Source organism: Polaromonas sp. OV174 (genome assembly GCF_900112285.1).
Lineage (GTDB): Bacteria > Pseudomonadota > Gammaproteobacteria > Burkholderiales > Burkholderiaceae_C > Polaromonas.
Genome location: NZ_FOKZ01000003.1, coordinates 52,010 through 73,155, shown reverse-complemented (window position 1 = coordinate 73,155; position 21,146 = coordinate 52,010). Strand labels below are relative to the sequence as shown.

The 21,146-nt window shown below is 62.6% G+C and carries 17 protein-coding genes; 9 read left to right on the top strand and 8 right to left on the bottom strand.

Annotation, left to right across the window (positions count from 1 at the left end; all coding sequences use genetic code 11):
- Positions 1-33 precede the first annotated feature (33 nt).
- The 8 genes from BM160_RS03745 to BM160_RS03710 all read right to left on the bottom strand — a co-directional run bounded on the left by BM160_RS03745 (position 34) and on the right by BM160_RS03710 (position 7,284).
- Positions 34-987 carry a LysR family transcriptional regulator gene (locus BM160_RS03745; RefSeq protein WP_092000710.1) on the bottom strand — a complete coding sequence of 318 codons (954 nt, stop codon included), beginning with the start codon at positions 985-987 and terminating at the stop codon, positions 34-36.
- 272 nt (positions 988-1,259) lie between these two features.
- A complete protein-coding gene (locus BM160_RS03740) occupies positions 1,260-2,570 on the bottom strand; it encodes a citrate synthase (protein WP_092000706.1) in 1,311 nt (436 codons plus the stop codon).
- A gap of 43 nt (positions 2,571-2,613) precedes the next feature.
- Entirely contained in the window at positions 2,614-2,922 is a 309-nt protein-coding gene (locus BM160_RS03735) for an FAD assembly factor SdhE (protein WP_092000703.1), read from the bottom strand.
- A 23-nt stretch (positions 2,923-2,945) separates the two neighbouring features.
- Positions 2,946-3,650 carry a succinate dehydrogenase iron-sulfur subunit gene (locus BM160_RS03730; protein WP_092000700.1) on the bottom strand — a complete coding sequence of 235 codons (705 nt, stop codon included), beginning with the start codon at positions 3,648-3,650 and terminating at the stop codon, positions 2,946-2,948.
- 37 nt (positions 3,651-3,687) lie between these two features.
- Complete coding sequence (gene sdhA / locus BM160_RS03725) at positions 3,688-5,484, bottom strand: succinate dehydrogenase flavoprotein subunit (protein WP_092000696.1); 1,797 nt, start codon at positions 5,482-5,484, stop codon at positions 3,688-3,690.
- A 44-nt stretch (positions 5,485-5,528) separates the two neighbouring features.
- Positions 5,529-5,894: a succinate dehydrogenase, hydrophobic membrane anchor protein gene (sdhD, locus tag BM160_RS03720; protein ID WP_092000691.1), complete on the bottom strand. Its 366-nt coding sequence runs from the start codon at positions 5,892-5,894 to the stop codon at positions 5,529-5,531.
- A gap of 18 nt (positions 5,895-5,912) precedes the next feature.
- The gene (gene sdhC / locus BM160_RS03715; RefSeq protein ID WP_092000687.1) at positions 5,913-6,359 is read right to left on the bottom strand and encodes a succinate dehydrogenase, cytochrome b556 subunit; all 447 of its coding nucleotides are present in this window, start codon (positions 6,357-6,359) and stop codon (positions 5,913-5,915) included.
- A gap of 127 nt (positions 6,360-6,486) precedes the next feature.
- Complete coding sequence (locus BM160_RS03710; RefSeq protein WP_255368609.1) at positions 6,487-7,284, bottom strand: GntR family transcriptional regulator; 798 nt, start codon at positions 7,282-7,284, stop codon at positions 6,487-6,489.
- Positions 7,285-7,559: 275 nt separating this feature from the next.
- Between BM160_RS03710 and BM160_RS03705 the strand changes: the two genes are divergently transcribed.
- The 9 genes from BM160_RS03705 to BM160_RS03665 all read left to right on the top strand — a co-directional run bounded on the left by BM160_RS03705 (position 7,560) and on the right by BM160_RS03665 (position 20,913).
- Positions 7,560-8,546 (top strand): malate dehydrogenase, encoded by a 987-nt coding sequence (locus tag BM160_RS03705; protein WP_092000683.1) that lies wholly within the window; start codon positions 7,560-7,562, stop codon positions 8,544-8,546.
- A 16-nt stretch (positions 8,547-8,562) separates the two neighbouring features.
- Complete coding sequence (gene tam / locus BM160_RS03700; protein ID WP_092000678.1) at positions 8,563-9,348, top strand: trans-aconitate 2-methyltransferase; 786 nt, start codon at positions 8,563-8,565, stop codon at positions 9,346-9,348.
- The gene (locus BM160_RS03695) at positions 9,345-10,346 is read left to right on the top strand and encodes an HpcH/HpaI aldolase/citrate lyase family protein (RefSeq protein WP_092000673.1); all 1,002 of its coding nucleotides are present in this window, start codon (positions 9,345-9,347) and stop codon (positions 10,344-10,346) included. The genes tam and BM160_RS03695 overlap by 4 nt, the downstream gene beginning before the upstream one ends.
- A 24-nt stretch (positions 10,347-10,370) precedes the next feature.
- Positions 10,371-10,970: a hypothetical protein gene (locus tag BM160_RS03690; RefSeq protein ID WP_092000670.1), complete on the top strand. Its 600-nt coding sequence runs from the start codon at positions 10,371-10,373 to the stop codon at positions 10,968-10,970.
- 62 nt (positions 10,971-11,032) lie between these two features.
- Positions 11,033-13,642: a bifunctional aconitate hydratase 2/2-methylisocitrate dehydratase gene (locus BM160_RS03685; protein ID WP_092000665.1), complete on the top strand. Its 2,610-nt coding sequence runs from the start codon at positions 11,033-11,035 to the stop codon at positions 13,640-13,642.
- Between the two features lie 236 nt (positions 13,643-13,878).
- Positions 13,879-14,916: an iron ABC transporter substrate-binding protein gene (locus BM160_RS03680; RefSeq protein ID WP_092001225.1), complete on the top strand. Its 1,038-nt coding sequence runs from the start codon at positions 13,879-13,881 to the stop codon at positions 14,914-14,916.
- An 80-nt stretch (positions 14,917-14,996) separates the two neighbouring features.
- The gene (locus BM160_RS03675; protein WP_218156579.1) at positions 14,997-16,604 is read left to right on the top strand and encodes an ABC transporter permease; all 1,608 of its coding nucleotides are present in this window, start codon (positions 14,997-14,999) and stop codon (positions 16,602-16,604) included.
- Complete coding sequence (locus BM160_RS03670) at positions 16,601-17,701, top strand: ABC transporter ATP-binding protein (RefSeq protein ID WP_092000659.1); 1,101 nt, start codon at positions 16,601-16,603, stop codon at positions 17,699-17,701. Before BM160_RS03675 ends, BM160_RS03670 begins: the two co-directional genes overlap by 4 nt.
- Positions 17,702-17,946: 245 nt before the next feature.
- Positions 17,947-20,913: an aconitate hydratase gene (locus BM160_RS03665; protein ID WP_092000655.1), complete on the top strand. Its 2,967-nt coding sequence runs from the start codon at positions 17,947-17,949 to the stop codon at positions 20,911-20,913.
- Positions 20,914-21,146 lie beyond the last annotated feature (233 nt).

Sequence of the window (21,146 nt, the reverse complement as noted above, 5' to 3'; positions counted from 1 at the left end):
CTTCGTGGTCTCTTCGTGGTTTATCGAATAATTTTAGGCCGCCGGGTGGGCAACCGCCAGCGCGGCGGGCTGGCCCAGCGTCAGGTGATCGACCAGCAGCCGGGCGGTCAGCGGCAGGGTGGAGAAATCGCGCGCCACCAGCTGGATCTGACGCGTCGCCCAGTCATCCAGCAGGGCCACGGATTGCAGTTCACCGACACCGTGCATGAGCTCGAAAGCGCGCTGCGGCATCACGCCGACGCCCAATCCGTTGTGGATCATGCGGCACATGGCGTCCAGGCCGGTGACGTGAATGCGCAGCTTGATGGTGCGGCCGACGGCGGCGGCGGCCTGGCGCATGGCCAGGTAAATCGAGCTGTTGGAATGCAGGCCGACCTGGTCGTAATCCAGCGCATCAGCAAAATTGATAGCGCCTTGCGCGCACAGGTCATGGCCTTTGGGCACGATCAGCACCAGTTTGTCGCTGCGGTAGGGCTGTGTTTGCAGCTCGCCGGTGCCGTGGGCGGTGTTGCAGATGCCGAGGTCGGCCGCGCCTTCCTGCACGGCGCGAACCACCTCGGTGCTCAGATGCTCTTCCAGGTCAATCTTGATCTCGGCGTGCTGGCGTATGAAGGCGCCCAGGTCTTCGGGCAGGAACTGCACGATGGCTGAAATGCTGGCGTGTACCCGCACATGGCCGCGCACGCCGTTGGCGTATTCGCTCAGTTCGCCCTGCATTTTTTCCAGGCTGAAGAGCACCGTGCGCGCATGGTGCAACAGGCTTTCTCCGGCCGGCGTCAAGTCCACGCCACGGGTGTGGCGATACAGCAGCGGCGTGTCCAGCGTGCCTTCCAGGTCCGACAGGCGCTTGCTGACGGCCGAAGCGGCGATGTACTCGCGCTCCGCCGCCTTGCCTATGCTGCCCAGTTCGCACACCGCCACAAAGAGCTGAAGCGAGGTCAGGTCTATGCGGCGGGCGAAATTGCGTTCTGAGCTTTTGGCGGTCATGGGTATGGCGTCGTCGTGATTGACGATGATGTATCGATATTTTGCAGTCTTATTGATTCCCTTGTCATCGCAATCGGAGATGACTGGCTTGCCAAATCCGTCTTTTGGCCGTATTGGCAGAGAATTTTTAATGTTTTATGCCTCTGGCCCTTGTCAGGCATGCGCTACAAGCTATAAAAAATATAGCGGTAGATATTCAGTGCCAAGGCGTTAAAAAGCCCGCCGGATGCTGCCATCGGGCGGGCTTTGCGTCAGATCAGCGCCGGAGCGATTTAGCGCTTGGCCATTGGCACAACGTCACGCGACACCGAGCCGGTGAACAGCTGGCGCGGACGGCCAATCTTGTACTCAGGATCGCCAATCATTTCGTTGAGCTGGGCAATCCAGCCGACGGTACGGGCCAGCGCGAAGATCGCGGTGAACAGCGGCACGGGAATGCCGATGGCGCGCTGCACGATGCCGGAGTAGAAGTCGACGTTGGGGTAGAGCTTGCGGGACACGAAGTAATCGTCTTCCAGCGCGATCTTCTCGACCTGCTTGGCCAGCTTGAACAGCGGGTCATTTTCCAGGCCCAGTTCGGCCAGCACTTCGTTGCAGGTTTCCTGCATCAACTTGGCGCGTGGGTCGTAGTTCTTGTAGACGCGATGACCAAAGCCCATCAGCTTGACGCCGGACGATTTGTCCTTGACCTTTTCCATGAACTCGCCGACCTTGCTGATGCCGCCCTGGCGCTGGATGTCTTCCAGCATGTTCAGGCAAGCTTCGTTGGCGCCGCCGTGCGCCGGGCCCCACAGGCAGGCCACGCCAGCGGCAATCGCCGCAAACGGGTTGGTGCCTGACGAGCCGCACAGGCGCACCGTGGAGGTGGAGGCGTTTTGCTCGTGGTCTGCGTGCAGGGTGAAGATGCGGTCCATGGCGCGTTCCAGCACCGGATTGACCTTGTACTCAGCGCAGGGCGTGGCAAACATCATGTGCAGGAAGTTGCCGGCGTAGCTCAGCTCATTCTTGGGGTACATGTAGGGCTGGCCCACGGTGTACTTGTAGGCCATGGCGACCAGGGTCGGCATCTTGGCGATCAGGCGAATCGCCGCGATCTCGCGGTGCTCCGGATTCGTGATGTCGGTGCTGTCATGGTAGAAGGCCGACAGGGCGCCGACCAGACCGGTCATGATGGCCATGGGGTGGGCATCACGGCGGAAGCCACGCAGGAAGAACTGCATCTGCTCGTTGACCATGGTGTGGTTGGTCACGCGGGCGGTGAAATCCTTTTTCTGCTCGCCGTTGGGCAGCTCTCCGTAGAGCAGCAGGTGGCAGGTTTCCATGAAGTCGCAGTTGGTGGCCAGCTGCTCGATAGGATAGCCGCGGTACAGCAGTTCGCCCTTGTCACCGTCGATGTAGGTGATGGCGGACTGGCACGACGCCGTCGAGAGGAAGCCAGGGTCGTAAGTGAACATGCCGGTTTGGGCATACAGCTTGCGAATGTCCACGACATCTGGACCGACACTGCCCTGATAAACCGGCAAATCAACACTGGGGCTGCCATTGCTGAATGACAGGGTGGCTTTGTTGTCAGCTAGCTTCATATCTCGCTTCTTTCTTTCATATCAAAATAGGACGGGAACGGAGTCAAAACACCGGTACCGAGGGGCGCAGCAACTGCAAAACTTCAAGCGCTTCCGGCGTCGAGGCACTGGCTTGCGCATCCGCCTCCGAAAGCTGGCTGGGCTCTTTCCTTTTTAGCAGAAGATCCAGCAAATCATTGTCAGACAAGTCCATCAAATCGCTCAGACCTTTGGCCTGTCTGACGCTGAGGCTGGCCTCGTGACGAAGAAAGAACCGCTCGATCAGCAGGTCGTTTTCCAGCAGGCCGCGGCGGCAACGCCACTTCAGCTTGCTGAGAGCCCGCTCATCAATCAGTACGTCTGTTGTGTTCATGAGACCCGTGCCAGAAAGTGCGATCAAACCGTGCGCAGGACCATCATTTCCTTGATCTTGCCAATCGCCTTGGTCGGGTTCAGTCCCTTGGGGCAGACGTCGACGCAGTTCATGATGGTGTGGCAGCGGAACAGGCGGTAAGGGTCTTCCAGATTGTCCAGACGCTCGGCCGTGGCCTCGTCGCGGCTGTCGGCCAGGAAACGGTAGGCCTGCAGCAAGCCGGCCGGGCCGACGAACTTGTCCGGGTTCCACCAGAAACTAGGGCAGCTCGTCGAGCAGCTGGCGCACAAGATGCACTCATACAGGCCGTTGAGCTCTTCGCGCTCTTCGGGGCTCTGCAGGCGCTCTTTTTCAGGCGGTACGTTGTCGTTGATCAGGTAGGGCTTGATCGAGTTGTACTGCTTGAAGAACTGCGTCATGTCGACGATCAGGTCGCGCACCACCGGCAGGCCGGGCAGCGGCTTGAGCACGATGGTGCCGGGCAGCGTGTTCATGTTGGTCAGGCAGGCCAGGCCGTTCTTGCCGTTGATGTTCATGGCGTCGGAGCCGCACACGCCTTCGCGGCAGGAGCGGCGAAAGCTGATGGACGGGTCCTGCGCCTTGAGCTTCATCAGGGCATCGAGCAACATGCGTTCGTGGCCGTCGAGTTCCACCTCGATGGTCTGCATGTAGGGCTTGGCGTCGGTATCCGGGTCGTAGCGGTAGATCTGGAATGTGCGTTTGGTCATGTGGGTTCTCGCTTCTTTTCTCGTCGCTGGGCCGTGCTTAGAAGGTGCGCGTTTTCAGCGGCACGGACTCGACGGTCAATGGCTTCATCTGCACCGGCTTGTAGGCCAGGCGGTTGCCTTCGCTGTACCACAGGGTGTGTTTGTGCCAGTCGGTGTCATTGCGGCCGTTTGGATGCTCTGGCGTGTCGCCGTAGTCGTCCACGGAGTGGGCGCCGCGGCTTTCCTTGCGGGCAGCGGCCGACACGATGGTGGCTTGGGCCGCCTCGATCAGGTTCTCGACTTCCAGCGCTTCGATGCGGGCGGTGTTGAAAATCTTGGACTTGTCCTTCAGGCCGATGCTGGCCACGCGTGCCCGCATGGCGGCGATCTTGCTGACGCCTTCGTCCAGGATGGCCTGGGTGCGGAACACACCGGCGTGCTGCTGCATGGCGGCGCGGATGTCGTTGGCCACGTCCTGGGCGTATTCGCCGTCGGTGGCGTTGTCCAGGCGGGCAATGCGGGCCAGCGTCGCGTCGGCGGCATTAGCCGGCAGCGGCTTGTGCGTGGGGTTGGCCTTGTTGAACTCGACGATATGGTTGCCGGCAGCTTTGCCGAAGACCAGCAGGTCGAGCAGGGAGTTGGTGCCCAGGCGGTTGGCGCCGTGCACGCTGACGCAGGAGCATTCGCCCACCGCGTACAGACCGTTGACGACCTGGCTGTTGTTGTTGGCGTCTTGCGTGACCACCTGGCCATGGATGTTGGTCGGGATGCCGCCCATCTGGTAATGGATGGTGGGCACCACGGGAATGGCTTCCTTGGTGATGTCCACGTTGGCGAAGTTGTGGCCGATTTCCAGCACCGAAGGCAGGCGCTTGGCGATGGCATCCACGCCCAGGTGGGTCATGTCCAGCAGGATGTAGTCCTTGTTGGGACCGCAGCCACGGCCTTCCTTGATTTCCTGGTCCATGGAGCGCGAGACGAAGTCACGCGGCGCCAGATCTTTCAGGGTGGGCGCATAACGCTCCATGAAGCGCTCGCCGTTGCTGTTGCGCAGAATAGCGCCTTCGCCGCGGCAACCTTCGGTCAGCAGCACGCCGGCGCCGGCCACGCCGGTCGGGTGGAACTGCCAGAACTCCATGTCTTCCAAAGGAATGCCGGCGCGCGCCGCCATGCCAAGGCCGTCACCGGTGTTGATGAAGGCGTTGGTGGATGCGGCGAAGATTCGACCGGCACCGCCGGTGGCCAGCATGGTGGTCTTGGCTTCGAAGATGTGAACGTCGCCGGTTTCCATTTCAATGGCGGTGACACCAACCACGTCGCCGGCTTCGTCGCGGATCAGGTCCAGCGCCATCCATTCGACGAAGAAGCTGGTTTTTTCCTTGACGTTTTGCTGGTACAGCGTGTGCAGCATGGCGTGACCGGTGCGGTCGGCGGCGGCGCAAGCGCGTTGCACCGGCTTTTCGCCGTAGTTGGCGGTATGGCCGCCGAAGGGACGCTGGTAAATCGTGCCGTCCGGGTTGCGGTCAAAGGGCATGCCCATGTGTTCCAGGTCGTAGACGACCTTGGGCGCTTCGCGACACATGAATTCGATGGCGTCCTGGTCGCCGAGCCAGTCGGAACCCTTGACGGTGTCATAGAAGTGGTAGTGCCAGTTGTCTTCGGACATATTGCCAAGCGAGGCGCCAATACCGCCTTGTGCGGCCACGGTGTGCGAGCGCGTCGGGAAGACTTTGGACAGCACGGCGACGTTCAGGCCGGCGCGGGCCAGTTGCAGTGAAGCGCGCATGCCGGAGCCGCCGGCACCGACGATGACGACGTCAAATTTGCGCTTGGGGAGTTGGGAAGTTGCAGTCATGATTTTTGTTGAGGTCTTGGTTGTCGGATGCAGTCAGGGGCGGCTTATAGGCGCCACAGGACCTGAATGCCCCAGGCAGCGCAAGCCACCAGCCAGACGATGGTGAAGACCTGCAGTGACAGGCGAAGTCCGACCGGCTTGACGTAATCCATCCAGATGTTCCGCATGCCGACCCAGACGTGATAGAGCAGGGCGATGATGACGGTGAAGGTCAGGGCCTTCATCCACTGCGAAGAAAAGAGACTGGCCCACAGGTCGTAACCGATGGGGCCCTGGCTGAAGACGATGCGGACCAGCAGCAGCACGGTGAAGAGGGCCATCAGGACCGCCGTCACGCGCTGGGCCAGCCAGTCACGCAAACCGTAGTGGGCACCGGAAGTGATGCGCTTGTAGCCGTAATTGACAGACATGGTGTGCTTTCCCTGAAATTAGTAAAGGCCGAACAGCTTGGCGCCCAGCACCAGCGTGAGAGCAATGCTCAGTGCCAGCGTGGTCAGGGCGGAAGACTTGCCGAATTCTTTTGTGACGGCCGAGTGGCTGGCGTCCATCCACAAGTGGCGGATGCCGGCGATGAAGTGGTGCAGATAGCCCCAGATCAGGGCCAGTGCCACCAGCTTCCAGATGAAACCGGGCAGACCCAGCATGCCGATGTTGAAGGCGGCCTTGAATTTTTCGAAGGAAATTTCCGAGGAGATCGAGGTGTCGAACATCCAGATGACGAAGGGCATCAACAAAAACATGATGACACCGCTGGCGCGGTGCAAGATGGAAACCCAGGCCGCAGGCGTCATGCGGTAGGTGGTCAGGTCTTTGAAGGCGTTAATGTTGCGGTACTCAGGCCGCTTGGGACGCTGAGGGGATGCCAGCTCTGTCATTTTTTTGGACTTTCGTGGGGGTAACTGGGTAGTAACTCATAGGGCATACGGTTACCAATCGAGCATTTTAATTCTATTGCAATGCAGCAAAGTTATTTGTCAGCCAGGCGCTTCTCGACTATTCCCCTCAACTAAGCTCATTCTTGTAATGGTGGGTGTCGGTGCGGTACAAACCGCGACGCAATTCCATTGGCAAGTCGTTATAGGTATAGGCGATGCGCTCTACGCTCAGCAGCGGTTCGCCGATAGGCACTTGTAGCCATTTGGCCGCTGTCGCATCGGCGGCAAGCGCGCGGATTTTTTCTTCGGCGCGGACCATGCGCACGCCGAACTCGGTTTCAAACAGCGCATACATGGGGCCGCGGTAAGTGGCCAGCCGGTCGGCCGTCAGGCCCTTGAACGGGCCGCCAGGCAACCAGACGTCTTCCAGAATGGTGGGCGTGCCCTGAAAAGCCAGCACGCGGCGCAGCTGCAGCACGGCATCGCCGCTGCGCAGGGACAGCGGGCGGGCGATGTCGGCCGGAGCGCGCAAGCGCTTGCAGTCAATGATTTCACGCTCTGCCGGGCCTTCGCTGCTGGCGTCGCCGTTGTCCGGCATTAGGCGCAAAAAGCGATATTGCACATGGTGCTCTGCATGGGTGGCAACAAAAGTGCCCTTGCCCTGGCGCCGCACCACCAGGTTTTCGGCGGCGAGCTCGTCAATCGCCTTGCGCACCGTGCCCTGGCTGACGCGAAAGCGTGCCGCCAACTCCATCTCGCTGGGAATCGGTTCGCCCGGTTTCCACTCGCCGGTCTGCAGGCTTTGCAGGATTAGCGCCTTGATCTGCTGGTACAGCGGGCTGAAGGCCGGGGTGGCGCTCGCGACGGCGCTGACCTCGTTGGCAGCGGCGATCGTGTCGAGCAGTAATGTGGCGGAGTTGACCATACAGGAGGGTTTAAAACGGCGCTTGGATGGGCTTGGGGCGCGCCCTTGGGCCAAGCTCGAATCATATCTTATATAAGACATAAGACAAATTGACGAGGCGTGTTTTTCAAGCGTAAAATCTTGGGCTGAGCCCAACGCGTCGCCTGTCCATTTTTGAGGTGACTCCGGAGCCGAGCGACCGGCCCCGAGCCAACCGAAAAGTCCCAGACTGACGCCAGACATCTCACTTCATTCCCTCAGCCAAGCAATTTCTAACTTTCCTGGAGTCATCAATCATGAGCAAAAAACCCGTCCGCGTTGCAGTTACCGGTGCAGCAGGCCAAATTGGTTACGCATTGCTGTTTCGCATTGCTTCTGGTGAGATGCTGGGCAAAGACCAGCCGGTCATCCTGCAACTGCTCGAAGTCCCGGTCGAAGGCCCGCAAAAAGCGCTCAAGGGCGTGATGATGGAGCTCGACGACTGCGCCTTCCCCCTGCTGGTGGAAATGACCGCCCACAGCGACCCTATGACCGCCTTCAAGGATGCCGACTACGCCCTGCTGGTCGGCTCGCGCCCACGCGGCCCCGGCATGGAACGTGCCGAACTGCTGGCCGTCAACGGCGCCATCTTCACGGCACAGGGCAAGGCGCTCAACGCCGTCGCCAGCCGCAACGTCAAGGTGCTGGTGGTCGGCAACCCGGCCAACACCAACGCCTACATCGCCATGAAGTCGGCGCCTGATCTGCCGCGCAAGAACTTCACCGCCATGCTGCGCCTGGACCACAACCGCGCTGCCAGCCAGATCGCTGCCAAGACCGGCAAGCCCGTGGCCGACATCGAAAAACTCACCGTCTGGGGCAACCACTCGCCCACGATGTACGCCGACTACCGCTTTGCCACCATCAATGGCGAAAGCGTCGCCAAGATGATCAACGACCAGGAATGGAACGCCAACACCTTCCTGCCGACCGTCGGCAAGCGCGGCGCCGCCATCATTGAGGCGCGTGGCCTGTCGTCGGCGGCCTCGGCCGCCAACGCAGCCATTGACCACATGCGCGACTGGGCCCTGGGCACTAACGGCAAGTGGGTCACCATGGGCATTCCGTCGGACGGCCAGTACGGCATTCCGAAGGACACCATGTTCGGCTTCCCAGTGACCTGCGAAAACGGCGAGTACAAGCTGGTTGAAGGTCTGGAAATCGACGCCTTCAGCCAGGAACGCATCAACAAGACCCTGGAAGAACTGCAAGGCGAACAAGCCGGCGTGGCGCACCTGCTCTAAGCCAAGACCCGCCAGCATGCTCGACTGGAACCCCGCGCTCTACCGTCGCTACGAAGACGAGCGCACCAGGCCCGCACAGGAACTCCTGGCGCGGATACCGCTGACCGAGGCTGCCCGCGTGGTCGACCTCGGTTGCGGGCCGGGAAATTCCACCGAACTGCTGGTCAAGCGGTTTCCCAAGGCCCAAGCCCTGGGAACCGACAACTCTGAAGCCATGCTGCTCAGCGCGCGCGAGCGCCTGCCGCAGGCCCGCTTCGAGTTGAGTGACATCGCGACCTGGGCGCCGCCATCCACGGATGAAGCGCCCAACCTCATTTACGCCAACGCGTCGCTGCAATGGGTGCCGGATCACGAAAAGTTGATCCCGTGCCTGTTCGACGCTTTGGTACCGGGCGGCGTATTGGCCGTCCAGATGCCCGACAACCGCCAGGAGCCCACCCATCGCCTGATGCGCGCGCTGGCGGCCCAGGCGCCGTGGGCCGAGTCCATTGGCGATGCCGACAGGTTGCGCACCCGGCTGCTGGGCCTGGACGCCTACTATGACCTGCTGGCACCGCATGCGGCCCATGTCGATGTCTGGCACACGATTTATCAGCACCCCATGGCCAGCGCTGCGGCCATCGTCGAATGGGTGCGTGGCACCGGCCTGAAGCCTTTTGTCGACAGGCTCTCGCCTGCTCTGCAGGCCAGTTACCTGGCCGAATACGAGCGCCGTGTCGACGAGGCCTATCCGGCACGTGCCGACGGCAAGCGGCTGCTGGCTTTTCCCCGCATGTTTATGGTGGCTCAGAGACCTTTATGACAACCCTTTCTACCCATCCCGCCGATGTCTTGCTGGGCGCGCAGGCCGGTGCCGTGCGCTTGCCGGTGTGCGACCACTACAGCGGCGTGGAAGCGCGCATGCGCAAGAGCCTGCAATTGCAGGCCGAGATGATGGAAGAGTTTGGCGCCTGCGTTTTTGATGTGACGCTGGACTGCGAGGACGGTGCGCCCGTCGGTGGCGAAGCCGACCATGCGGCCATGGTGGTGGCGCTGGCCGCGCTTGCCAGTGACAAGGCCCGCGTCGCCGTTCGTGTGCATGCGGTGGATCACCCGGCCTTTGAATCCGACATGGCGGTCATTGCCGGCAAGGTGGGGCACAAGCTGTCTCACATCATGGTTCCCAAGGTCGAGTCCGTCGCCGGTGTGATCAAGGCCGAGCAAGCGCTGTTGGCGGCGTCGGCCGGCCATCTGCCGCTGCATGTGCTGATCGAGTCGCCGCTTGCCGTGCGCAACGCCTTTGACATCGCCGCCCATCCCCGGGTGCAGTCACTGAGTTTTGGCCTGATGGATTTTGTGTCAGCCCATGGCGGTGCGATTCCGGCCGGGGGCATGGGCAGCCAGGGCCAGTTCAGCCATCCGCTGGTGGTGCGCGCCAAGCTGGAAATCGCCTCGAGCTGCCACGCCAACGGCAAGGTGCCCTCGCATTGCGTGGTCACCGAGTTCAATGACACGGCGGCCATGATGCAGGCTGCGCGCCGCGCCAGCCGCGAGATGGGCTACACCCGTATGTGGAGCATTCACCCGAACCAGATTCGTCCCATCCTGGAGGCTTTTGCGCCTACCGCGGATGAGATTGAAGATGCTACAAAAATAATAGCTTCTGCCGCCCGCGCTGATTGGGCTCCCATTAGTTTTGATGGTAAATTGCACGACCGTGCGAGCTACCGCTATTTCTGGCAGGTGCTGGAGCGTGCGCATCAGACCGGCCGAGTACTTCCCGCCGAAGCTCAAACCTATTTCCAAGCCCTTTCTCACTGAGCTCTAACCAACCACGAGAGTCGTATGACATCCACCCTCACCACCACCCTGGCCGCCACCCTTTTGGTGGCAGCTTCCAGCCTGGCCATGGCGCAAACCACGACCACCACGACCAAGCCTGTCGCCAAACCGGCTGCCAAGGCGGCCGCCAAGCCACAGGCGAAAAAGCAACCCGTCGTCAATCCCAACAACCGTGTCAACCTGAAGAGCGCCGCCAAGAACGTGGCCGCTGGGATTGAAGCGGCCGAAGCCGCGATGACGCCTGCTGAACTGGCGATTGCCGAGCGTGTGTACGTGGGCCTGCTGCCTTGCGAGCTTGGCGCTTCGGTCACGCTGACGGCAGACACCAAAGTTCCGGGCTATTTCGACATGCAGGGTAAAAATTTCAAATACCGCATGTTCCCAGTGGCCACTACCACGGGTGCGATTCGCCTGGAAGACCAGAAGGCCGGCGCGGTGTGGCTGCAGCTGGCCAACAAGTCCATGCTGATGAACCAGAAGCTGGGGATTCGCCTGGCCGATGAGTGCATGAGCAAGGATCAAGTGACCGTGGCCGAGGCCCTGAAGCTGAACCCGGCACCCAGCATTCTGGATGCACCGAAGCCAGTGGCTGGTGCGAAGTAAGCCGCCAGCGCATTTTAAAAACCCCGATTTCCCCCACGATTTTGAAGATTGGAGAAGCCCTTATGTCATCTGAGTTCTTGCAAAGCTACCGCAACCATGTCGCCGAACGCGCGGTGTCGGGTATTCCTCCGCTGCCTCTGTCGGCGCAGCAAACCGGTGAAGTCATCGAGCTGCTGAAGAACCCGCCCAAGGGCGAAGAAGCCTTTCTGGTCGAGCTGATCACCCACCGCGTGCCGGCCGGCGTGGACAACGCGGCCAAGGTCAAGGCCAGCTACCTGGCGGCTGTGGCCCATGGCACGGAAAAGTGCGCGCTGATCTCGCGCGAACATGCCACGCAGCTGCTGGGCACCATGCTGGGCGGCTACAACATCAGTCCCATGGTTGATCTGCTGGACGACGCCGAAGTCGGCGCGGTGGCGGCCGAAGGCCTGAAGAAAACCCTGTTGATGTTCGACCAGTTCCACGACGTCAAGGAAAAGGCCGACAAGGGCAATACGAATGCCAAGGCCGTGCTGCTAAGCTGGGCCAATGCCGAGTGGTTCACCAGCCGCCCCGAAGTGCCAGAGTCCATCACGCTGACCATCTTCAAGGTCGCCGGCGAGATCAACACCGACGACCTGTCGCCCGCGCCCGACGCCTGGAGCCGTCCCGACATTCCGCTGCACGCGCTGGCTATGCACAAGAATGCACGCCCCGGCGTCACGCCCGAAGAGGACGGCAAACGCGGCCCTATCAAGTTCATTGAAGAACTCAAAGCCAAGGGCAACCTGGTGGCCTACGTCGGCGACGTGGTCGGCACCGGTTCCTCGCGCAAGTCCGCCACCAACTCGGTGCTGTGGTTCACCGGCGAAGACATCCCCTTTGTGCCTAACAAGCGTTTCGGCGGCGTCTGCCTGGGCTCGAAAATCGCGCCTATCTTCTACAACACCATGGAAGACTCGGGCGCGCTGCCGATCGAACTCGACGTGAGCCAGATGGCCATGGGCGACGTGATCGAGCTGCGCCCCTACGACGGCAAGGCCTTGAAAGACGGCAAGGTGATTGCCGAGTTCAAGCTCAAAAGCGAAGTGCTGTTTGACGAAGTGCGTGCCGGTGGCCGTATTCCGCTGATCGTCGGCCGTGGCCTGACCGCCAAGGCGCGTTTCGCGCTGGGCCTGCCGCTGTCGACCCAGTTCCGTTTGCCGCAAGACCCGGTCAACAACGGCCGCGGCTTCACCTTGGCACAAAAAATGGTCGGCCGTGCGGTCGGTCTGCCAGAAGGCCAGGGCGTGCGCCCCGGCACTTACTGCGAACCCAAGATGACGTCTGTGGGCTCGCAAGACACCACCGGCCCGATGACGCGCGACGAGCTGAAAGACCTGGCTTGCCTGGGTTTCAGCGCCGACCTGGTGATGCAGTCCTTCTGCCACACGGCGGCTTACCCCAAGCCGGTGGACGTGAAGATGCACCACGAACTGCCCGACTTCATGAGCGACCGCGGCGGCATCCCGCTGCGTCCGGGCGACGGCATCATCCACAGCTGGCTCAACCGCATGTTGCTGCCTGACACCGTGGGCACCGGCGGCGACAGCCACACCCGTTTCCCTATCGGCATCAGCTTCCCCGCCGGTTCCGGCCTGGTGGCTTTCGGCGCCGCCACCGGCGTCATGCCGCTGGACATGCCTGAGTCGGTGCTGGTGCGTTTCAAGGGCGAGATGCAGCCCGGCGTCACCCTGCGTGACCTGGTCAATGCGATTCCTTTGTACGCCATCAAGGCCGGTCTGCTGACCGTGGCCAAGCAGGGCAAGAAGAACATCTTCTCCGGCCGCATTCTGGAAATCGAAGGCTTGCCAGACCTGAAGGTGGAGCAGGCGTTTGAACTGAGCGATGCTTCGGCAGAGCGCTCGGCCGGCGGCTGCACGGTGCACCTGAACAAGGAACCCATCATCGAGTACATCACCAGCAACATCACGATGCTGAAGTGGATGATCGCCACGGGTTACTCGGACGTGCGCACCATCAAGCGCCGCATCGCCGCCATGGAAGCCTGGCTGGCCGACCCGCAATTGCTCAAGGGCGACGCCGATGCGGAATACGCCGCCGTCATCGAGATCGACCTGGCCGACATCCACGAGCCTATCGTGGCCTGCCCGAACGATCCGGACGATGTGAAAACCCTGTCCGACGTCGCCGGCGCCAAGATCGATGAAGTTTTCATCGGTTCGTGCATGACCAACATCGGCCATTTCCGCGCCGCTTCCAAGCTGCTGGAAAACAAGCGCGACATCCCTGTCAAGCTGTGGATGGCACCGCCGACCAAGATGGACGCCAAGCAGCTCACGGAAGAAGGCCACTACGGTGTGCTGGGTTCGGCTGGCGCGCGCATGGAAATGCCAGGCTGCAGCTTGTGCATGGGCAACCAGGCGCAGGTGAAAGAAGGCGCGACGGTGTTCTCCACCTCGACGCGTAACTTCCCCAATCGTCTGGGCAAAAACTCCAACGTCTATCTGGGTTCCGCCGAACTGGCCGCGATCTGCTCCAAGCTGGGTCGCATCCCGACCAAGGGCGAATACATGGCGGACATGGGCGTGTTGACCGCTGCCAGCGATGAGGTCTACCAGTACCTGAACTTTGACCAGGTCAAGGACTACACCGATCTGGCCGATACCGTGAAAGACGGTGCGGCTGCTTAAGGTCTGATGCCTGCATGCCGGCGATTTCTTGCGGCATGACTTGACTAGCCAGCCCTACTGCGAAAGCAGTGGGGCTTTTTTTATCGTGAAGCATGAATCGCAATGGCCTTAGCCCTTGCGCTCTACAGGGTTGTCGTTAAAATCTAGACGAAAGTAATTCGCATTTGTATTACGCTTTTCTGCGTGATGCACGCAGCGCCGAATTTCTGGAATCTTTATTCAACAAAGGTCACTTCATGAAATTGTCTTTATCCTCTTTGGCCAGCGCCCTGGCGCTGGGCACGGCCCTGATTGCCGCACCGCTGGTGTCGCTGGCGCAGGGCGCGCCTGCCGTCACGCCCACGGCCGAAGGCATCGTGATTTACAACGCGCAGCACGCCAGCCTGACCAAGGCCTGGGCCGAAGCCTTCACCAAGGAGACCGGCATCAAGGTGACCTTGCGCAATGGCGGCGACACCGAGCTGGGCAACCAGATCGTGCAAGAGGGCGCGGCCAGTCCGGCCGATGTGTTCCTGACCGAAAATTCGCCGGCGATGGCCCTGGTGGATACGGCCGGTCTCTTTGCACCTCTCGGTGCGGCCACGCTGAGCCAGGTGCCCGCCAATTTCCGCCCCGCGCACGGCCGCTGGACCGGCATCGCGGCGCGCAGCACGGTGTTTGTCTATAACAAGGCCAAGCTGACGCCGGCACAACTGCCCAAGTCATTGATGGACCTGGCGGGCCCCAGCTGGAAGGGCCGCTGGGCAGCGTCGCCGGCCGGTGCCGACTTCCAGGCCATCGTCAGCGCGCTGCTGGAGCTCAAGGGCGAAGCCGCCACGGCCGCCTGGCTCAAGGGCATGAAGGAAAACGCCGTCATTTACAAAGGCAATGGCGTGGTCATGAAGGCCGTCAATGCCGGCCAGGTGGAAGGCGGCGTGATTTACCACTACTACTGGTTTGGCGATCAGGCCAAGACCGGTGAAAACAGCAATAACGCCGCGCTGCATTACTTCCGCCAGCAGGATCCGGGCGCCTTCGTCAGCATTTCCGGTGGCGGCGTGCTGGCCTCCAGCAAGCACCAGGCCGAGGCCCAGGCCTTTGTGCACTGGCTCACTGGCAAGGGCGGCCAGGACATCCTGAAGACTGGCGATGCTTACGAATATGCCGTGGGCGTTGGCGCAGCTTCCAATCCCAAGCTGGTGCCGCTGGCCGATTTGCAATCGCCCAAGGTCGAGCCCTCCAAGCTCAACAGCAAAAAGGTGAGCGACCTGATGACCCAGGCCGGCCTGCTCTAAGGCCAAGGTCTCAACCCTGTGTGACGCCCACCGCTGGTGGGCGTCACACCGTTTTCGTTTAATAGCTCTGACTGTTTTTTGTGAGTGCGATTCCCCTCCCTGCCAGCGTCGATACCTCCGCTACGGCCTTCAGCCCGGACCTGCCGCTGGTCCGCCGCAAGCCCAGGCGCGGCTGGTCGCTGTCCTGGGTGGCCAGCCTGGCCTTGCTGGTGTCTTTGCTGGCGCTGCTGCCCTTGGGCTTTGTCGTCTGGGTGGCTTTTCAAACCGGCTGGGACACCGCCTCCGCCCTGATTTTCCGGCCCCGCGTGGGCGAGCTGCTGCTCAACACCGGACTGCTGGTGGCCTTCACCGTTCCCCTGTGCGTGGCGCTGGCACTGGCCCTGGCCTGGCTGACCGAGCGCAGCGACCTGCCGGGTGCGCGCATCTGGGCCTGGCTGGCGGTGGCGCCGCTGGCGGTGCCGGCTTTTGTGCACAGCTATGCCTGGGTCACCGTGCTGCCAGGCCTGCACGGCTTGGGCGGCGGCGTGCTGGTGTCGGTGATTGCCTACTTCCCGTTTGTGTACCTGCCGCTGGCGGCGGCGCTGCGCCGGCTCGACCCCGGCATGGAAGATGCCGCCGCTTCGCTGGGCCTGAGCCCCTGGGCGGTGTTTTTTCGCGTCGTACTGCCGCAGCTGCGGCTGGCAGTTTGCGGTGGCTCGCTGCTGATAGGCCTGCACCTGCTGGCCGAATACGGCCTTTACGTGATGATCCGCTTCGACACCTTCACCACCGCCATCGTCGATCAGTTCCAGTCCACCTACAACGGAGCTGCGGCCAACATGCTGTCTGGCGTGCTGGTGCTTTGCTGTTTTGCGTTGCTGGGGCTGGAGTCGTCGGCGCGCGGCAATGAACGCTATGCCCGCGTCGGCACCGGTGCGGCGCGGCTGCCGCTGCGCCGCCGCCTGGGGCGCGCCACCTGGCCTTGCCTGCTGCTGCCGGCCTTCACCACGGCGCTGGCGCTGGGCGTCCCGCTGCTGACCTTGCTGCGCTGGCTGCTGGCCGGTGGTGCCGAGGTCTGGCACCTGGGCGAGATAGTCCCGGCGCTGGGCCAGACCCTGGCGCTGGCGCTGGCCGGGGCCTTGCTGACCACCCTGGCCGCCGTGCCCATGGCCTGGCTCTCCATCCGCTCGCCGGGCCGGCTGCAGCGCGTGCTGGAGGCCTGCAATTACCTGGTCGGCTCGCTGCCGGGGGTGGTGGTGGCGCTGGCCCTGGTGACGGTCACGGTGCGCGTGGCCATGCCGATTTACCAGACGGCAGTCACGGTGCTGCTGGCCTACATGCTGATGTTTTTGCCGCGCGCGCTGATCAGCCTGCGCGCCGGCATCGCCCAGGCGCCGGTTGAGCTCGAGCATGCCGCGCGCAGCCTGGGACGCACGCCGGCCCAGGCCTTGTGGGCCATCACCCTGCGCCTGGCCGCGCCTGCTGCGGCGGCCGGCGCGGCGCTGGTCGGCCTGGGCATCACCAACGAACTCACCGCCACCCTGATGCTGGCGCCCAACGGCACGCGCACACTGGCCACCTCCTTCTGGGCCTATAGCAGCGAGATCGACTACGCCGCTGCCGCGCCCTATGCCTTGATCATGATTTTGCTTTCGCTGCCCATGACCTGGCTGCTCTACACCCAATCGAAACGGAGCGCCGGACGATGACTTCCCTGGATCTTCACGCCGTACACAAACACTATGGCCCGGTGCATGTGCTGGACGGCATAGGCCTCAGCGTGGCCGCCGGCAGCCGCACCGCCATCGTCGGGCCGTCGGGCTCGGGCAAGACCACCTTGCTGCGCATCATTGCCGGCTTCGAGGCGCCCGACGCCGGCCGCGTCACCCTGGGCGGTCAGCTGCTGGCCGACGGGCCGAGCGCGGTGCCGGCGCACAAGCGCGGCATTGGTTTCGTGCCGCAAGAGGGCGCCTTGTTTCCGCATCTGACGATTGCCGATAACGTCGGCTTTGGCCTGGCGCGCAACACGCCGCAGCGCGCCGAGCGGATTGCCGAGCTGATGGACATGGTGGCGCTGAGCCGCGCCATGCTGGCGCGCCGCCCGCATGAGTTGTCGGGTGGCCAGCAGCAGCGCGTGGCGCTGGCGCGGGCGCTGGCGCAGCGGCCCCGGCTGATGCTGCTGGACGAGCCTTTTTCGGCGCTGGACACCGGCTTGCGCGCCAGTACCCGCAAGGCCGTGGCCACGCTGCTGGGCAATGCCGGCATCACCACCATTTTGGTCACCCATGACCAGTCCGAAGCGCTGTCCTTTGCCGATCAGGTGGCGGTGATGCGCGAGGGCCGGCTGGTGCAGGCCGGTCCGCCGGCCGAGTTGTATTTGCGCCCCAGCGATGTGACGACGGCCAGCTTTCTGGGTGAAAGCATTGTGCTGCCGGCGCAGCTGGCGGGCGGCTGGGCCGACTGCGCGCTGGGACGCATTGCCGTCAATGACCGCCAGCGCGGCGGCGCGGCCCAGATCATGCTCAGACCAGAGCAATTGCAGGTGGTGCAAGTGCCGGCCAGCAGTGCTCACGGCACAGACGCCAGCGGCTGCTACGGCGCGGTGACGGACACCGACTTTGGCGGTTCGGTTTGCGTGCTGTCGGTGCGCCTGCTGCGCGGCAGTGCTGCGGCCGTCGTGGCCGGCGCCGACGATCTGGCCGAAGCGGCGCCCTTGCTGGTGCGTACCTCGGCCTTGCAGGTGCCGCCGGTGGGCGCCATGGTGCGCATCAGCGTGGCCGGCGACGCGCATGTTTTCAGCGCCTGACAGGCGCTGGCGCCCGCCAGTCTGCCGTGAATTTTGATAAATAATGCCTGCAGCCCTTGCAGGTATTGCGCAGGCAGCTATTAAATAAATAGCGAATCCTGATTTGTGCTGGCGCGAGCCAGGCGCGCCAAGCCGGTTTCGTGGCGCATGGACTGCAGCAGTGCGGGGCATCAACGCATGGTCTTACGAGGTGGCTCCGCGCCTGCCAGAATGTAGGCTGCCGGTTTAACAAAAAGGAGTCTGCCATGGCCAAGTCGCCAACCCTTGCGCGCCCCCCAGTTCACGCTTTCGCCTCTACCCTCAAGACCTTCACCACGGCTGCTGGCAAGAGCGCCAAGCTCTACTCCCTGCCGGCACTGGCCAAGAAGTATCCCAAGGTGGCGCGCCTGCCGGTATCGATTCGCATCGTGCTGGAGTCGGTGCTGCGCAATTGCGACGGCAAGAAGGTCACGGCCGAGCATGTGGAGCAACTGGCCAACTGGGCAGCCAAGGCCAAGCGCAGCCAGGAAATTCCCTTTGTCGTTTCGCGCGTCGTGCTGCAGGACTTCACCGGCGTGCCGCTGCTGGCCGACCTGGCCGCCATGCGCAGCGTGGCGCTCAAACTCGGCAAGAACCCGAAACGCATAGAGCCGCTGGTGCCGGTCGATCTGGTGGTGGACCACTCCATCATGGTCGACTACTACGGCAAAAAGAATTCGCTGGACCTCAACATGAAGCTCGAATTCCAGCGCAACCGCGAGCGCTACGAGTTCATGAAATGGGGCATGCAGGCCTTTGACACCTTTGGCGTGGTGCCACCCGGCTTTGGCATCGTGCACCAGGTCAATCTTGAATACCTGGCGCGCGGCGTGCACAAGACCAAAGGCGGCGTGTACTACCCCGACACGCTGGTCGGCACCGACAGCCACACCACCATGATCAACGGCATTGGCGTGGTCGGCTGGGGCGTGGGCGGCATAGAGGCCGAGGCCGCCATGCTGGGCCAGCCGGTATACTTCCTGACGCCCGATGTGGTGGGCATGGAGCTGACCGGCCGGCTGCGCGAAGGCGTCACCGCCACCGACCTGGTGCTGCGCGTGACCGAAACCCTGCGCCGCGAAAAAGTGGTGGGCAAGTTTGTCGAGTTTTTTGGTGAAGGCACGCGCACGCTGGCGCTGCCGGACCGCGCCACCATTGGCAATATGGCGCCCGAATACGGCGCCACCATGGGCTTTTTCCCGGTCGACGAAAAAACCATCGACTACTTCAAGGGCACGGGCCGTACCAAGGCCGAGATCGAAGCCTTCGAGGCCTACTTCAAGGCGCAAGGCCTGTTCGGCGTGGCCCAGGCCGGCGAGATTGATTACTCGCAGGTGGTCAAGCTGGATCTGGGCGATGTCACGCCCAGCCTGGCCGGCCCCAAGCGGCCGCAAGACCGCATCGAGCTGGGCCAGGTGGCGCAGCAGTTTGAAGCGCTGTTCAGCAAGCCGATTGCCGACAACGGCTTCAACCAGCCCGCCGCCATGCTGGCCACGCGCCACCTGATACGCCGCACCGACGAGGGGCGCCAGGACACCTTGCCCGCCGCACCGCCGACGGCCGTGGGTGCTGCGCGCTCGGTGGTTGAAATGGAGATCAACCGCCCGACGCTGGCGACCGCGCATGAAAGCCATGGCAGCGCGGCCAGCACCAGCGTGAGTGTGAGCGCAGCGGCTTCGGGCAAAAAAGACCTGACGCTGGGCAACGGCGACGTGCTGATCGCCGCCATCACCAGCTGCACCAACACCTCCAACCCCAGCGTGCTGCTGGCCGCCGGACTGCTGGCCAAGAAGGCGGTGGAGGCCGGCCTGAAAGTGCAGCCGCATATCAAGACCTCGCTGGCGCCGGGCTCGCGCATCGTGACCGAATACCTGACGGAAACCGGTCTCTTGCCCTACCTGGAAAAGCTCGGCTTCGCGCTGGCCGGCTACGGCTGCACCACCTGCATAGGCAATGCCGGCGACCTGACGCCCGAGATCAACGAAGCCATCAGCAAGAGCGACCTGGTGTGCGCCGCCGTGCTGTCGGGCAACCGCAACTTTGAAGCCCGCATTCACCCCAATCTGAAAGCCAACTTCCTGGCCAGCCCGCCGCTGGTGGTGGCCTATGCCATTGCCGGCACGGTACTGCGCGATTTGATGACAGAGCCGGTCGGCAAGGGCAAGGGTGGCAAGGATGTCTACCTGGGCGACATCTGGCCGACCAGCGAAGAAATTGAAAAGCTGATGAAGTTCGCCATGAACGGCAAGGCTTTTCGCGCCAACTACGCCAAGATCAGCACCGAGCCGGGCAAGCTCTGGGAAAAGATCAAGGGCGTGACCGGCACCTCCTACACCTGGCCGACCAGCACCTATATCGCCGAGCCGCCGTTCTTTAAGGATTTTGCTATGGAATTGGAAGCGCCACCCGCAAAGGGGACGGGCGCTGCAAGCCAAAAAGATGCAAATTCCGTGAAGGGCGCGCGCATCATGGCCTTGTTTGGCGACTCCATCACTACCGACCACATCTCGCCGGCCGGCTCCATCAAGGCCAGCTCGCCCGCCGGCCTGTGGCTACAGGCGCACGGCGTGCAAAAAGCCGACTTCAACAGCTACGGCGCGCGCCGCGGCAACCACGATGTGATGATGCGCGGCACCTTCGCCAATGTGCGCATCAAGAACCTGATGATCCCGGCCGGCAAGGACGGCTCGCGCGAGGAGGGTGGCGTGACGCTTTACCATCCGCACCAGCGCACGCCAGACAGCGTGATCCACAAGATGCCGATCTATGACGCCGCCATGAAATACATGGAAGAGGGCACGCCGACGGTGATTTTTGCCGGCGAAGAGTACGGCACCGGGTCCTCGCGCGACTGGGCCGCCAAGGGCACGCAGCTGCTGGGCATCAAGGCCGTGGTGGCCAAGAGCTTTGAGCGCATTCACCGCAGCAATCTGGTGGGTATGGGCGTGCTGCCGCTGCAGTTCAAGCCGGGCGATTCCTGGCAGAGCCTGAAGCTCACCGGCTCCGAAATCATTGATGTGATCCCGCACCCTCAGCTCAAACCGCAGAGCGAGGCCAAGCTGGTCATCCACCGTGCCGACGGCACTCAGCAAGAGGTCACGGTGATCCTGCGCGTGGACACGCCGATCGAGGTCGACTACTACCGCAACGGCGGCATCCTGCCTTACGTGCTCAGACAATTGTTGGCGGCTTGAATTGGCAGTGTTGAGAACGAATCACTTCTTTGCAGGGTTGCCCCAAGCAAGCATAGCGCCCCTGGGGGACACAGCGCTGCACCCAGTGAACAAAGGCGGGGGCGCTTCATCCAAGCAGGGGCCGCGGAACCGGCTTTGCCGGGCCGCAGGCGCAGCGGCCCCCTCGTGGAACACAGCGCTGCACCCAGTGAACCAAGGCGAGGGCTCTTCATTCAAGCAGGGGCCGCGGAACC

What these genes read in the sequence shown, in the direction of transcription:
- BM160_RS03745 (WP_092000710.1), bottom strand. Translation starts at nt 987, where the DNA reads ATGACCGCCAAAAGCTCAGAACGCAATTTCGCCCGCCGCATAGACCTG.
- BM160_RS03740 (WP_092000706.1), bottom strand. Translation starts at nt 2,570, where the DNA reads ATGAAGCTAGCTGACAACAAAGCCACCCTGTCATTCAGCAATGGCAGC.
- BM160_RS03735 (WP_092000703.1), bottom strand. Translation starts at nt 2,922, where the DNA reads ATGAACACAACAGACGTACTGATTGATGAGCGGGCTCTCAGCAAGCTG.
- BM160_RS03730 (WP_092000700.1), bottom strand. Translation starts at nt 3,650, where the DNA reads ATGACCAAACGCACATTCCAGATCTACCGCTACGACCCGGATACCGAC.
- sdhA (WP_092000696.1), bottom strand. Translation starts at nt 5,484, where the DNA reads ATGACTGCAACTTCCCAACTCCCCAAGCGCAAATTTGACGTCGTCATC.
- sdhD (WP_092000691.1), bottom strand. Translation starts at nt 5,894, where the DNA reads ATGTCTGTCAATTACGGCTACAAGCGCATCACTTCCGGTGCCCACTAC.
- sdhC (WP_092000687.1), bottom strand. Translation starts at nt 6,359, where the DNA reads ATGACAGAGCTGGCATCCCCTCAGCGTCCCAAGCGGCCTGAGTACCGC.
- BM160_RS03710 (WP_255368609.1), bottom strand. Translation starts at nt 7,284, where the DNA reads ATGGTCAACTCCGCCACATTACTGCTCGACACGATCGCCGCTGCCAAC.
- BM160_RS03705 (WP_092000683.1), top strand. Translation starts at nt 7,560, where the DNA reads ATGAGCAAAAAACCCGTCCGCGTTGCAGTTACCGGTGCAGCAGGCCAA.
- tam (WP_092000678.1), top strand. Translation starts at nt 8,563, where the DNA reads ATGCTCGACTGGAACCCCGCGCTCTACCGTCGCTACGAAGACGAGCGC.
- BM160_RS03695 (WP_092000673.1), top strand. Translation starts at nt 9,345, where the DNA reads ATGACAACCCTTTCTACCCATCCCGCCGATGTCTTGCTGGGCGCGCAG.
- BM160_RS03690 (WP_092000670.1), top strand. Translation starts at nt 10,371, where the DNA reads ATGACATCCACCCTCACCACCACCCTGGCCGCCACCCTTTTGGTGGCA.
- BM160_RS03685 (WP_092000665.1), top strand. Translation starts at nt 11,033, where the DNA reads ATGTCATCTGAGTTCTTGCAAAGCTACCGCAACCATGTCGCCGAACGC.
- BM160_RS03680 (WP_092001225.1), top strand. Translation starts at nt 13,879, where the DNA reads ATGAAATTGTCTTTATCCTCTTTGGCCAGCGCCCTGGCGCTGGGCACG.
- BM160_RS03670 (WP_092000659.1), top strand. Translation starts at nt 16,601, where the DNA reads ATGACTTCCCTGGATCTTCACGCCGTACACAAACACTATGGCCCGGTG.
- BM160_RS03665 (WP_092000655.1), top strand. Translation starts at nt 17,947, where the DNA reads ATGGCCAAGTCGCCAACCCTTGCGCGCCCCCCAGTTCACGCTTTCGCC.